General features: G+C 40.8%; 13 protein-coding genes and 1 pseudogene. 12 read left to right on the plus strand and 2 right to left on the minus strand.

Going from position 1 to position 12361, the window contains the following annotated elements; genetic code table 11:
* Positions 1-91 precede the first annotated feature (91 nt).
* The 6 genes from BV375_RS07705 to ndhI all read left to right on the plus strand — a co-directional run bounded on the left by BV375_RS07705 (position 92) and on the right by ndhI (position 6920).
* Positions 92-589, plus strand: coding sequence for an HNH endonuclease (locus BV375_RS07705; protein ID WP_086683665.1), 498 nt, complete (start codon positions 92-94; stop codon positions 587-589).
* An 846-nt stretch (positions 590-1435) separates the two neighbouring features.
* Positions 1436-2722, plus strand: coding sequence for a bifunctional oligoribonuclease/PAP phosphatase NrnA (locus BV375_RS07710; RefSeq protein WP_086759010.1), 1287 nt, complete (start codon positions 1436-1438; stop codon positions 2720-2722).
* A gap of 203 nt (positions 2723-2925) precedes the next feature.
* Positions 2926-3420 carry a phosphohistidine phosphatase SixA gene (gene sixA / locus BV375_RS07715; RefSeq protein WP_086759013.1) on the plus strand — a complete coding sequence of 165 codons (495 nt, stop codon included), beginning with the start codon at positions 2926-2928 and terminating at the stop codon, positions 3418-3420.
* A 115-nt stretch (positions 3421-3535) separates the two neighbouring features.
* Positions 3536-4672 (plus strand): citrate synthase, encoded by a 1137-nt coding sequence (locus BV375_RS07720; RefSeq protein ID WP_086759016.1) that lies wholly within the window; start codon positions 3536-3538, stop codon positions 4670-4672.
* Positions 4673-5131: 459 nt separating this feature from the next.
* Positions 5132-6250 carry an NADH-quinone oxidoreductase subunit NuoH gene (nuoH, locus tag BV375_RS07725; RefSeq protein WP_086759018.1) on the plus strand — a complete coding sequence of 373 codons (1119 nt, stop codon included), beginning with the start codon at positions 5132-5134 and terminating at the stop codon, positions 6248-6250.
* A gap of 85 nt (positions 6251-6335) precedes the next feature.
* Complete coding sequence (ndhI, locus tag BV375_RS07730; RefSeq protein WP_086759020.1) at positions 6336-6920, plus strand: NAD(P)H-quinone oxidoreductase subunit I; 585 nt, start codon at positions 6336-6338, stop codon at positions 6918-6920.
* Between the two features lie 6 nt (positions 6921-6926).
* Here ndhI and BV375_RS35840 read toward each other — a convergent pair whose 3' ends face one another.
* Positions 6927-7127: a hypothetical protein gene (locus BV375_RS35840; protein WP_134075871.1), complete on the minus strand. Its 201-nt coding sequence runs from the start codon at positions 7125-7127 to the stop codon at positions 6927-6929.
* Between the two features lie 107 nt (positions 7128-7234).
* Between BV375_RS35840 and BV375_RS07735 the strand changes: the two genes are divergently transcribed.
* The 4 genes from BV375_RS07735 (at position 7235) to BV375_RS07750 (ending at position 10470) form a co-directional block, all read left to right on the plus strand.
* Positions 7235-7888: an NADH-quinone oxidoreductase subunit J gene (locus BV375_RS07735; RefSeq protein WP_086759023.1), complete on the plus strand. Its 654-nt coding sequence runs from the start codon at positions 7235-7237 to the stop codon at positions 7886-7888.
* 51 nt (positions 7889-7939) lie between these two features.
* The gene (gene nuoK / locus BV375_RS07740; RefSeq protein WP_011319473.1) at positions 7940-8245 is read left to right on the plus strand and encodes an NADH-quinone oxidoreductase subunit NuoK; all 306 of its coding nucleotides are present in this window, start codon (positions 7940-7942) and stop codon (positions 8243-8245) included.
* 6 nt (positions 8246-8251) lie between these two features.
* Positions 8252-9172, plus strand: coding sequence for an NAD(+) kinase (locus BV375_RS07745; RefSeq protein ID WP_086759026.1), 921 nt, complete (start codon positions 8252-8254; stop codon positions 9170-9172).
* 494 nt (positions 9173-9666) lie between these two features.
* Positions 9667-10470, plus strand: a complete 804-nt coding sequence (locus BV375_RS07750; protein ID WP_086759029.1) for a GNAT family N-acyltransferase — start codon at positions 9667-9669, stop codon at positions 10468-10470.
* Between the two features lie 51 nt (positions 10471-10521).
* Here BV375_RS07750 and BV375_RS07755 read toward each other — a convergent pair whose 3' ends face one another.
* Positions 10522-10920: a RidA family protein gene (locus tag BV375_RS07755; RefSeq protein WP_086759031.1), complete on the minus strand. Its 399-nt coding sequence runs from the start codon at positions 10918-10920 to the stop codon at positions 10522-10524.
* Between the two features lie 308 nt (positions 10921-11228).
* Here BV375_RS07755 and BV375_RS07760 point away from each other — a divergent pair, with 308 nt between their 5' ends.
* Both BV375_RS07760 and BV375_RS07765 read left to right on the plus strand, forming a co-directional pair.
* Complete coding sequence (locus BV375_RS07760) at positions 11229-11687, plus strand: DM13 domain-containing protein (RefSeq protein ID WP_086759034.1); 459 nt, start codon at positions 11229-11231, stop codon at positions 11685-11687.
* A gap of 203 nt (positions 11688-11890) precedes the next feature.
* Positions 11891-12010 (plus strand): annotated as a pseudogene (locus BV375_RS07765) (ATP-binding protein); the annotation flags it as partial.
* Positions 12011-12361: the final 351 nt, after the last annotated feature.

Raw genomic sequence — 12361 nt, forward strand, 5'->3', positions numbered from 1 at the left:
GAATTATGCCGGAAGTATCATTTATTCTCATCTCTCAACTAGAGTAGATTTGTGTTAATATATGTAAAACTAATGCCTTGAGCGCTTACCAATGGGGAAGGTTTTAGTCCTAAACGCCTCTTACGAACCGCTCAATATCACGAGCTGGCGTCGCGCTGCGGTTTTGTTAATAAAAGGCAAGGCAGAACGCGTTGAACACAACGGTAAATTTTTGTACTCGGATTTTCCATTGCCAACTGTAATCCGGTTACGTCATTACGTGCGTGTTCCCTATAAAGAAATTCCGCTGACTCGCCGAAACATATTGCACCGCGATAGTCACACTTGTCAATACTGCGGTTACACTGGGGATGAGTTAACGTTAGATCATGTAATCCCGCGATCGCGTGGCGGCGGAGATAGTTGGGAAAACATTGTTACAGCTTGTGTGCGTTGCAATGTCAAGAAAGGCAGTCGCACACCCCACGAAGCCCACATGCTTTTACGTCATCCACCTCGTCAACCTTACAGCAGCCTTTATTTTGAGGTCAGTAAACACCTTAAAAGTGGATTGCACCAAGAGTGGCAAAAATATGTAATCGGTCTTTGAAGCTACTATCTTAACCATTAGAACTTATAGAGCATCATTTAACGGCTGCTCCTGTTTGAGATTGCTCAGGACATTACTGTGATGTCTCAAAAGCAATTGCGAACTGATGAACATGCTTTATTAGCGCAAATCAGTATGCATTAAAATTCGCTTTTCCCAAACCATATTAGAGTATGAGCTAGTAGCTTAATTATTCGTCAGTCTCTCACAATACCATTTAGTAGAGTAAAAACTCTGCTAAAGGTGCTAAATTCGCATAATTATTAACATACATCTTAAAAAGACATTTTTGATTAACAATAAAAATAACTCTTAATCGCGTATGAATTAATAGGATAAAACTATGAACTACACAATCACCTTAATTCATGATTAACTCTGAAATATGAAGTTAAAAGCTTAATAAACTCAATAAATTCAAAAAATGGCAAAAATTCTGTAAAAATATCCAATTTGCAGCATAATTGGGTAAAGAAATCCCTATTAAAGCAAGCCTCTATATCCACAATTTTTTTACCTTTAAAGGTCTGCTATTAGCTCAAAGATGAGAAGAAACGTCTTGTTTAATTTTCTCTAAAAAAGAAAATTAAAGAAAATGAAAAAAACTATTTTACCTTAAAATGTATTGGAAAATACTAAGTATCTTATTTATCAGAACCTATCTAGATATGCTGACCGAATTTGGTCAATGCTAACTATTTTCCCTGATAAAAAATAGACCGAGATATATAGTGCCACGCTTCTATATTTTTGCGATGATCGTAATGTGTGGCGAAATCAGCGTAACACTGATTGTAATATTTCTTAACTAATGAATGGAGCCTCACGCTTACACAAACATTCCATATGCAATTGAATTCTTCTTTGATGCAGTTTGAGAGTTTGTCATTGACCACAGAGCCGAACCAAGAGGATGCTGAAATAGACGCAGTTCCCGTCGTTGAAGTCCCACTTAGCAAAACCTCCATCCCGCCATCGACTAGTGAAGGAGGTATCTATCTAGTTCAGCGTGGTAATTCCTTGGTGTCTCAGAAGTCAGAAGAGCTGCAAAAGACTTTTCTAGCGCACCGACACGAACGTCAGCTAATACTTCTGCAAGATTTTCCTGACCCAGATGCCCTTTCTTGTGCCTGGACGTACCAATTAATTGCCCAGCAATACGATATCAAATGTGAAATTATTTATGCTGGAACCTTGAGCCACCAAGAAAATATTGCCTTAGTCAAGCTCACTAATTTACCTGCCCAGCGCTGGACACTGCAAACCCTTAAAGGTAAAGATTTGTCATCTTACCAAGGTTTTGTATTAATTGATAACCAAGGAACCACAAGTCAGCTATTGTCAACGGTACAGCAGGCAGGTATTCCACTAGTTGCTGTCATCGATCATCACAGCGTACAGGCGGATCTCAAGCCAGAATTCGTTGATGTCCGTCCTTATGTGCGAGCAACAGCAACGATTTTCACTCAGTATCTTCAAGCTGGCTTACTAACATTAGATAGCAGCATCAACCAGCACGTAAAATGTGCTACTGCCTTGATGCATGGCTTGCGATCAGATACAAATAGGCTGATGCAAGCACAAGAAGAAGATTTTATGGCTGCTGCCTATCTCAGCCGATTTTATGATGCCCAATTGCTGAACGCAATTTTACAGGCAAATCGTTCTAAGCGAGTGATGGATGTGATTGAGCGTGCGCTCAAAAACCGCATCGTCCAAAATAACTTTTCTATTGCTGGTGTTGGTTACATCCGCTACGATGATCGAGATGCCATCCCACAAGCGGCAGATTTCTTAGTAACCGAAGAAAACGTTCACACCGCTGTAGTTTACGGTATTGTTCACGATGAAGATGACGAGCTAGAGGTAGTTATCGGTTCTCTAAGAACTACCAAACTTACTCTCGATCCTGATGAATTTATTAAAGAAGCCTTTGGTCAAGATAATAATGGGCGCTTTTTTGGTGGAGGAAGGACGGGTGCAGGCGGCTTTGAGATTCCGATGGGTTTCTTATCTGGCGGTAACGAAAACTCAGCCTATGCAAAAATGAAATGGGAAGTATTCGATACTCAAATCAAACAAAAACTGCTTAAGTTAGTCAATCCTAAAGACAACCCAATTCAGTCAGAGTAGTCATTTGTTATTTGTCCTCTCTTACAAAGTTCTGATCTGAGGTTTCCTCCACTCAATGCCACCTGCTTTCCGACGCAGAGCGACATGCTACTTCCTTCAGCAGGAGGAACCCCCGCATGGAGGTGGCTAAGGAATGCAGTGGCTCGACTTTGGGCTTTGTTCTTAAGGACAAATGACAAAAATAAAAGATTAAGGACAAAATTGTGGAACTTCATCTAATTCGTCATGGTATCGCGCAAGAAAGATCTGTTGGGATTAAAGATGAGGAACGAGTTCTTACTAAAGAAGGAAGACAAAAAACAAAGAAAGTAGCTCAGCGATTAGTTCAACTAGATTTGCATTTTGATTTGATAGTCACAAGTCCCCTAGTTCGGGCGCGCCAAACGGCAGAAATTTTCTTAGAAGCTAGGCTAAGTTCTCAGATGGAGGAATCTCATCACCTTGCTCCTGATAGTCTTATCCAGAATTGGCTGAAAGATTGGCTAGAACCAAGAAATTATCCCCAAAATACCCAACTTGCTCTGGTGGGACACGAACCTGATTTGAGCCAATGGGCAGAAATTCTTCTTTGGGGACAAGCCAAAGCAAGCTTAGTCTTGAAAAAAGCAGGTATGATCGGGATAAAACTACCAGAAATAGGCTCGCCTCTGGGTCGTAGTCAGATGTATTGGTTGACACCACCCAAGTACTTGCTATAACGGTTTTTTAATAACAGTTATGAAAGAACTTAGGTTGTAACTGTCACTGTTATTGCGATAACGATTTCTGGTAAGTTAGCCTGAGCAAATCTTTTATAAAGCAGATGGTGTTGCCATGTCGGTGTGCGAATACAAGCCCGGTTTGGAAGGCATTCCTGCTGCCCAATCCAGTATCAGCTATGTTGACGGGCAAAAGGGAATACTAGAATATCGCGGCATCCGGATTGAGGAACTAGCAGCAAAGAGTACATTTCTGGAAACTGCTTATCTTTTAATTTGGGGTGAACTGCCAAGCAAAGAAGAATTGGAAGCATTTGAGGATGAAGTCCGCCACCACAGGCGGATTAAATATCGCATCCGGGATATGATGAAATGCTTTCCAGAAAGCGGTCACCCAATGGATGCTCTACAAGCCTCTGCTGCTGCATTAGGCTTGTTTTACTCCCGCCGGGATTTACATAATCCTGTCTATATCCGAGATGCCGTAGTTCGCTTGATAGCAACTATTCCTACAATGGTGGCGGCGTTTCAATTGATGCGCAAGGGTAACGATCCTGTGCGGCCGCGCGATGATTTAGACTACTCTGGCAACTTTCTGTACATGCTCAACGAGAAAGAACCCGATCCGTTGGCAGCGCGAATTTTTGATGTCTGCTTGATACTTCATGTCGAGCATACAATGAATGCCTCCACCTTTAGTGCCAGGGTGACGGCTTCTACCCTAACAGACCCCTATGCTGTAGTTGCTAGTGCAGTGGGAACCTTGGGAGGACCATTGCATGGGGGAGCTAACGAAGAAGTGATTCAAATGCTCGAAGAGATTGGCTCGGTGGCGAATGTACGTCCCTATGTAGAAGATCTTCTTCAACGCAAAGCTAAAATTATGGGATTTGGGCATCGTGTTTATAAGGTGAAAGACCCTAGAGCAACGATTTTGCAAGAATTAGCAGAGCAGTTGTTTTCCAAATTTGGGGACGATAAGTATTATGAAATTGCCCAAGAGATGGAACAGGTAGTAGCAGAAAAACTGGGACACAAAGGAATTTATCCTAACGTTGACTTTTATTCAGGTTTGGTGTATAGAAAAATGGGTATTCCCACAGACTTGTTTACACCAATCTTTGCGATCGCCCGTGTTGCTGGTTGGCTAGCTCACTGGAAAGAACAACTAGAAGAAAACCGGATTTTCCGTCCTACTCAAATTTACAACGGTCGCCACGAGATTCCTTATATCGCTATTGACCAACGCTAATGGGCAGCCCGACTGCCACTTATACAAGCTCCCAATTTGGGGGCATCACGAGTTTTGTATAAAGCGGAAACCGTTGCCAAAATGGAGCGGGAACTTTGTGTTGCCTTACTGAAAGAATGAGGAAGATAAGAGAAAGTAGAAGTAGGATAGAAGCAAATTCTTCCTGATTTACATCCTTTCCTTGTCTTTCTTAAACCTTCTGCTCCCTCAGATGTTAAAGACTATATCTGAAGGTAACAAAGGATTTTGATGCGTGAATCCCAATCCTTTCCATCAGTAAAACTTCTGATTTCTGTGAGCGAGGCTAAAACCATCCAACGATATACTAGGCATGGGAATTAGCAATCCATAATTCAATCAGGCGTCGTTTCGGTAGAGATATTAATGGGTGAACTTACAGGTATTAATTTAACTAATAGTTGTAATTCACCATGACTCGATGACTTAAAGAGCAGAAACATGAACTCAGGAATTGACCTCCAAGGAACTTTTATTAAATCCCTTACGGATTTAGGACTACCATCAGACGCAGCCAAAGCTATTTGGATGCCTCTGCCAATGATACTGATGCTGATTGGGGCAACGGTAGGGGTACTAGTTGCGACTTGGCTGGAGCGGAAAATTTCCGCCGCAGCTCAGCAGCGGATTGGTCCAGAATACATGGGTCCTTTTGGGTTGCTGGTACCAGTCGCGGATGGTCTGAAGCTTGTATTTAAAGAAGATATAGTACCAGCCAAATCTGACCCTTGGCTGTTTACCCTCGGTCCAATTATTGTTGTAATTCCAGTGTTTCTGTCTTTTTTGATTGTTCCCTTTGGACAGAATATTGTAATTACAAATGTAGGGATGGGGGTCTTTTTGTGGATTGCCCTCTCTAGCATTCAGCCAATTGGCTTGTTAATGGCTGGTTATGCATCTAATAACAAATACTCACTTTTAGGGGGCTTGCGGGCAGCAGCGCAGTCAATTAGTTATGAAATTCCCTTAGCGCTGAGTGTGCTTGCGATCGCGATGATGTCTAATAGCCTCAGCACCGTTGATATTGTGAATCAGCAATCGGGCTACGGTATTTTGGGCTGGAACATTTGGCGACAACCAGCTGGTTTCCTAATCTTTTGGATAGCAGCTCTTGCTGAGTGTGAACGCTTGCCCTTTGACTTACCCGAAGCAGAAGAAGAACTAGTAGCAGGTTATCAAACCGAATATGCTGGGATGAAATTCGGTTTATTCTACCTGGGTTCCTATGTCAACTTGATACTTTCTAGCCTACTGGTTGCAATTTTATACCTAGGCGGTTGGGATTTTCCCATTCCCATCAATATGATCGCTAATTTCTTGGGAATCAGTGAAGCAAATCCCGTCTTGCAAGTAATAACTGCTTCTTTGGGTATTATTATGACCGTATTCAAAGCCTACTTGCTAGTATTTGTCGCCATCCTGTTGCGCTGGACAGTACCACGGGTACGGATTGACCAATTGTTAGATTTAGGATGGAAATTCTTGCTACCAGTTGGTTTAGTTAATCTCCTGTTAACCGCAGCCTTAAAACTAGCTTTTCCCGTCGCCTTCGGTGGTTAGTCACAAGTCATGAGTCATGAGTTATCTAACAAATGACAAATGACAAATGACCAATGGCAACTGACACAAGAAAGAGTAAATCACGATGCTAAAGTTCCTGAAACAAGTTGGCGATTATGCCAAGGAAGCAGTGCAAGCCGGTCGTTACATTGGTGAAGGGCTATCTGTCACCTTCGACCATATGCGGCGGCGGCCGATTACTGTGCAGTACCCTTACGAGAAATTAATTCCTGGCGAACGATTTCGTGGCAGGATTCACTTTGAGTTTGATAAGTGTATAGCCTGCGAAGTTTGTGTTCGCGTTTGTCCAATCAACCTGCCTGTAGTCGATTGGGAATTTGACAAAGCCAGTAAGAAGAAAAAGCTTAATCACTACAGCATTGACTTTGGAGTTTGTATCTTCTGCGGTAACTGTGTGGAATATTGCCCAACTAACTGTCTCTCAATGACAGAAGATTACGAGTTGTCCACTTACGATCGCCATGAGTTGAACTATGACAATGTAGCCTTGGGACGTTTGCCATACAAGGTAACAAATGACCCAATGGTGACACCACTACGCGAATTAGTTTACCTGCCCAAAGGCGTCATGGAACCCCACGATCTACCCGCTGATGCTCCACTTCCTGGTGCGGTTCCACAAGACTTGGTAGAACAAGCAGAAAAATAAATTTAGTTAGTCATCTGTTCTTTGTGAACCAGTGCGGTCTTGGAGAGTCACTGCGTTGAGCGGCTCTGCCGACTTAAAGCAAGTGGTGAGTCCAGTCCTGTTCGGCGAAACCGTTCCCGTTCCCTCAAAGAAAGTTCTCGCAGGGTAGGGTAGGCGGGTTTCCTGCCTTAGGGAACTGGCGAACCAGGCGGCCGTAGTTTCCCGCATGAGCAACTGGTGTTCCCCGCAGGGGTTCTTACAGAGTACCCGAAGGGTCATATGACCAATGACTAATGACCAATGACCAATGACAACCGAATTGAGGACAAAAAACAGTGAATCTAGCAGAAGGAGTACAGGTTGTTTCCTTTGGTGTACTGGCTGTAATGATGATTGGGGCAGCGCTTGGCGTGGTGTTGTCTTCTAGTATTGTCTATTCTGCCTTTTTGCTTGGTGGTGTATTCATCAGCATCGCTGGGATGTACCTGTTGCTGAATGGTGACTTTGTAGCAGCAGCACAAGTACTGATTTATGTTGGGGCAGTTAACGTGCTGATCTTGTTTGCGATTATGTTGGTCAACAAGCGGCAGAATTTTGTACCATTTCCTAGTGCTTGGGTACGGAAAATACTAACGGCTGTGGTCAGTCTGGGATTGTTTGCTCTTTTGAGCACGATGATATTGGCAACCCCTTGGGCTTACTCAACTACTCCAGTAGTGTTTGAAAGTTCAATAGTTTTGATTGGCGAGCATTTCTTCAGTGACTTTCTACTACCTTTTGAATTAGCTTCTGTTTTGTTGCTGATGGCAATGGTGGGAGCAATTATTTTGGCACGTCGCGAATACTTACCAGAACCAACGACTTCTTCAGAACTGCCACAAAGCGTTTTAACTTTACCAGAACGCCCCAGAGAAATGGCAGCAATAGGCAGCATTAGCAATGAATCTGGTGATTCTCCTGTTTATCGAGGCGGTTCTCGTCGCGAATGATGAAAAACCAACAACTAACAACTGATATCTGAATAAAAACTCAAAAGATTCATGCAACTCCAGTACTTTTTATTACTTGCAGCCGCTTTATTCTGTATCGGCATCTACGGTTTAATTACCAGCCGCAACGCTGTGCGGGTGCTGATGTCAATTGAGTTGCTGCTCAATGCTGTTAATTTGAATTTAATGGCATTTTCCAACTATCTTGACTCAACATTAATTAAGGGTCAGGTTTTCACCGTATTTGTGATTACCGTGGCCGCAGCCGAAGCGGCGGTAGGGTTGGCGATCGTGCTTGCCATTTATCGCAACCGTGATACCGTCGATATGGAGCAGTTTAATCTCCTCAAGTGGTAATTGTGCGTGCAACTCAAGCAGGTAATCATTGCTTATAAGGCGCGAGATGCCCAGAGTAAACGCTGGGCAGAGATCTGTGCTAAACAACTAGAAAATCGCCAGTGTCAGGTTTTGATAGGGCCTAGCGGTCCAAAAGATAACCCTTACCCGGTGTTTTTGGCTTCAGTAGGTCAACCAATCGATCTGGCATTGGTGCTTGGTGGTGACGGCACTGTTTTAACTGGTGCCAGACATTTAGCTCCAGCTGGCATTCCCATTCTAGGAGTGAATGTGGGAGGTCATCTGGGGTTCTTAACTGAGTCGGTTGAAGAATTTCAAGATACGGAAAAAGTTTGGGACAGGCTGTTTGAAGACCGCTATGCTGTTCAGCGGCGGATGATGTTGCAAGCAGCAGTGTTTGAAGGCTATGGATCGAATTTAGAACCAGTCAGCGATCGCTATCTAGCTTTGAATGAATTCTGTGTTAAACCCGCCTCTGCTGATCGCATGATTACCTCAATTTTAGAAATGGAAATTGATGGTGAGATCGTCGATCAATATGTTGGAGATGGGTTAATTATTTCCACTCCTACTGGTTCCACTGGTTATACTGTTTCTGCCAACGGTCCAATTATGCACGATGGTATGGAAGCGGTTACCATTACTCCTATCTGTCCCATGAGTCTTTCTAGTCGCCCCCTTGTTTTACCCCCTGGTTCTGTGGTCAGTGTCTGGCCTTTGGGTGATTACGATTTGAGTACTAAGCTATGGACAGACGGAGTTTTAGCTACTTCGATTTGGCCAGGACACCGCGTTGATGTGCGGATGGCTGATTGTCGCGCAAAATTTATTATTTTGCGGGAAAACAATTCATATTATCAGACCCTGCGCGAGAAATTGCTTTGGGCAGGAACTAGGGTTCGCTACAGTAATAACCACCGCAATTGATGATACATTATCCAATTTTTTAGTTTTCTGCTCTTCTCTCCAGCAAAAAGAGCAATCTAAAAAATGCTTACAGTATCGATAGATTGTGTCAGGATTTACCTAAAAAAATTATGAGGCCTACGGATAAATCCGTGGGCTTTCTGCTTCTATGCGAGAAATAGACAGATAAAATGCATGATGAGATAATTCTGTATCTTATTGCCAGATTTTTTCGCCAATGATGTTCATAATACTAACATCGCTTCCCTCACCTCTCTACTTATTTAAACTTCTCTAGAAAACAGAGGGGAGCTTAAAGGCAATTTTCTCAGGTAATTGGGGGTAATTAAACTAACTATATATTCAAGGAGAATTTGTTAAAAAGTACGCTCACAAGCAGAATTATCTAGAAAATACACCAGATAACGCTTCAATAAGTTAATACACAATATAGCCTATTTGCGCAGTGCCTAAATTCTAGTAGGATATTTTGTCCATTCCCAGTAGGAAGACAGATGGAAATTTCTTGCCGCAACACTGACAACCCACTGAGTCCTGCTTCACCATTAATAGATTTTCCAGTACTTCAAAGCAAAAATTATATCTTAAAGCTAGCTTCGACAGAAGAAGAATTAGAATCAATCTTTCGTTTACGCTTTGAAGTCTTTAATATTGAACTAGATCGAGGTTTTTCTACTTCTAGTCTTACCCAAATGGATCGAGATAGGTTTGATAAAGTTTGTCATCATTTAATGCTGATTTCAAAATTGACTGGTAGAACAATTGGCACTTATCGGATGCAAACTTATACAATGGCTTCTCAAGGATTGGGTTTTGATGCTGCGGATATCTTTAATCTTAATGGTATTCCTGATGCTATTCTTAAGATGTCTGTGGAAGTTGGACGTGCTTGTATAGCTCCAGAATACCGCAATATTCAAGCACTCTTATTACTTTGGGAAGGGTTAGGAAATTATCTTATCCAAAGTAGAAGAAAATATTTTTTTGGATGTGCATCACTACTAACACAAAATCCTTGTCAAGCTGCTTGTGCTTATCATTATTTTCAGCGTAATAATTTGATGCATCCCAATATTTTGGTTTACCCAAATACCCAATATTCTATAGAAGTTACTCAACAATGTTCAGATGCATGTAATGTTGCTATTCCTAATATAGTGCAAGCATACTTAAATATTGGTGCAAAAATATGTAGCTTTCCAGCTATTGATCGACAGTTCAAAACAATTGATTTTCTAACTATATCGAATATCGAAGATTTTGCTAGATGGCACTCCCAAAGTTTTTTAAGAAGATAAATTACTCTAAAAAATTTCAGACTCTAGTTTTAGGGTGGAAGAATTTTTAAGCTAGTTATCTAGACTGTTGAGAATAGCATCAACTTCAATTTCAATTAAAATTGTTGGCTCAACTAATGATTTCACTTCTACCATAGTTGCAGCTGGCGGATTTTCTCCTAAAAATTCTTGATGTGCTTTTCCAAATTCAGCCCAACGGCTAATATCCGTAACGAACATCTGAGTTCTGACTACATTGCTTAAATCTGCATCTAAGTCTTGTAAAGCTTGTTGGATGATTTCAAAACAGCGTTTTGCTTGTGCATAAGCATCGTCAGGAGCAAAGACGTTACCTGCTGCATCAATTGACACAGTTCCAGAAATATAAATCTGGTTTCCAACTCTTAAGCCACGACAGTAACCTACTTTAGACTCCCAAGCAGCGCCAGAAAATGTCCGTTTAATTTGCATATACACCAAGTGAAACAATAACTTTAAAAATTTTATTATAGATTATAATCTCATCTATAAAACTAATCTTGAATTGTGTAGTGGTGTTACAAGCCTAGTTACTTTCATTATATTTTAAATTTTTCTCTACCTTAATTGGCTGTGTCAAGAGCTATCTAAAATGTCATTATCATTAATTACTCCATTTTAAAAATTAAATAAAAATTGACAGGCTAATTTTTTTTTAATAAATTCTCAGCTTAAATTAATTTTTTTAACAGAGCAAAGCTTTACTCTATTCTTAGAGAGGAAATGATAATATAAGCGCTATGAAGTTCAAGCATTTTGCCATTTTGAGTATTGTTGCTGTCATAACCATAGGTTGTGCAAATGAGAAAACCTCAAATCAAACACATACTCAAACAACGCCTAAATTAACAGTAGCCAGTTCAGGTGCAGGAGTTGGAGCGTTTAAAGCAGGAGAACAGCCTACGCAGGGAAAAGTAAAAGTCATCACTGAAAAAGGAAAACATTACCTAGAGTTCGATCAACATTTTAAAACTAATCAAGGTCCAGATTTATATGTGATTTTGTATCGTTCAGATGCTCCACCACAATCTGGCATTAAAGAGAAAGATTATCTGAGCATTGCTCGCTTACAAAAAACCAGCGGTACTCAGCGCTATGCTTTACCTGCAAAAGTGAAGCTAGGCGAATTTAAGTCTGTGGCCATATGGTGTCGTAAATTCAATGCTACTTTCGGCTATGCCCCTTTAGAGAGTAGTTAAAAGAAGATTCAATCAGTAAATAGTTTCTACAAAAAAGCGTTAAAGCAAAAGAATAAAAGGTTTTTACTGCCAAGCGGCTACTGGTTGGGTAGCGGTATTATTCAGTATGTTTACTCTTCACTACTCATTGATTACCCATAATTCATTATTTATGTAAATAGGTGTTATATGCAATTAGCTGATTTTCTTGGGCTGATCCATCCATTTTTGAGCGATTTTATCGCGTAGATGAAACCCGTAACCGTTCTACTGGAGGTTCTGGTTTAGGTTTGTCGATTGTCAAGACGCTGGTAGAAAGTATGGGTGGTAGCGTGAGTGTGTGATCGCACTTAGAGGAGGATAGTGTATTTAAAATTACTTTACCTACTTCGCCATTAATAAAAGAGGAGACAGGAAACGGGTAACGGGGAACTGGGCAATAAACATTAGAATTTTTTATTAAAATTTTTACAAAAACTCAATATTGTAGTACGTAGATATCTGAGCTTATACTGCTTACAAAACATAAATATAAAAAATTAATAAAATTCTGATAAGTATAAATAAATATTAAGTATATTAATTTTAATAATCAACATAATTAAATAAAACTATAAGAGGTATTTTGTCAAACTAATTTTCAAGCTTTTTATTAAGAGATAAGAAATATTTAGTATTTTACAGGCTGGGAGAAA

This window comes from Nostoc sp. 106C (assembly GCF_002154725.1).
GTDB lineage: Bacteria > Cyanobacteriota > Cyanobacteriia > Cyanobacteriales > Nostocaceae > Aulosira.

What these genes read in the sequence shown, in the direction of transcription:
- BV375_RS07750 (WP_086759029.1), top strand. Translation starts at nt 9,667, where the DNA reads ATGGAAATTTCTTGCCGCAACACTGACAACCCACTGAGTCCTGCTTCA.
- BV375_RS07760 (WP_086759034.1), top strand. Translation starts at nt 11,229, where the DNA reads ATGAAGTTCAAGCATTTTGCCATTTTGAGTATTGTTGCTGTCATAACC.
- BV375_RS07755 (WP_086759031.1), bottom strand. Translation starts at nt 10,920, where the DNA reads ATGCAAATTAAACGGACATTTTCTGGCGCTGCTTGGGAGTCTAAAGTA.
- BV375_RS07720 (WP_086759016.1), top strand. Translation starts at nt 3,536, where the DNA reads ATGTCGGTGTGCGAATACAAGCCCGGTTTGGAAGGCATTCCTGCTGCC.
- nuoK (WP_011319473.1), top strand. Translation starts at nt 7,940, where the DNA reads ATGCAACTCCAGTACTTTTTATTACTTGCAGCCGCTTTATTCTGTATC.
- BV375_RS07705 (WP_086683665.1), top strand. Translation starts at nt 92, where the DNA reads ATGGGGAAGGTTTTAGTCCTAAACGCCTCTTACGAACCGCTCAATATC.
- BV375_RS35840 (WP_134075871.1), bottom strand. Translation starts at nt 7,127, where the DNA reads ATGCGGGAAACTACGGCCGCCTGGTTCGCCAGTTCCCTAAGGCAGGAA.
- nuoH (WP_086759018.1), top strand. Translation starts at nt 5,132, where the DNA reads ATGAACTCAGGAATTGACCTCCAAGGAACTTTTATTAAATCCCTTACG.
- BV375_RS07710 (WP_086759010.1), top strand. Translation starts at nt 1,436, where the DNA reads ATGCAATTGAATTCTTCTTTGATGCAGTTTGAGAGTTTGTCATTGACC.
- ndhI (WP_086759020.1), top strand. Translation starts at nt 6,336, where the DNA reads ATGCTAAAGTTCCTGAAACAAGTTGGCGATTATGCCAAGGAAGCAGTG.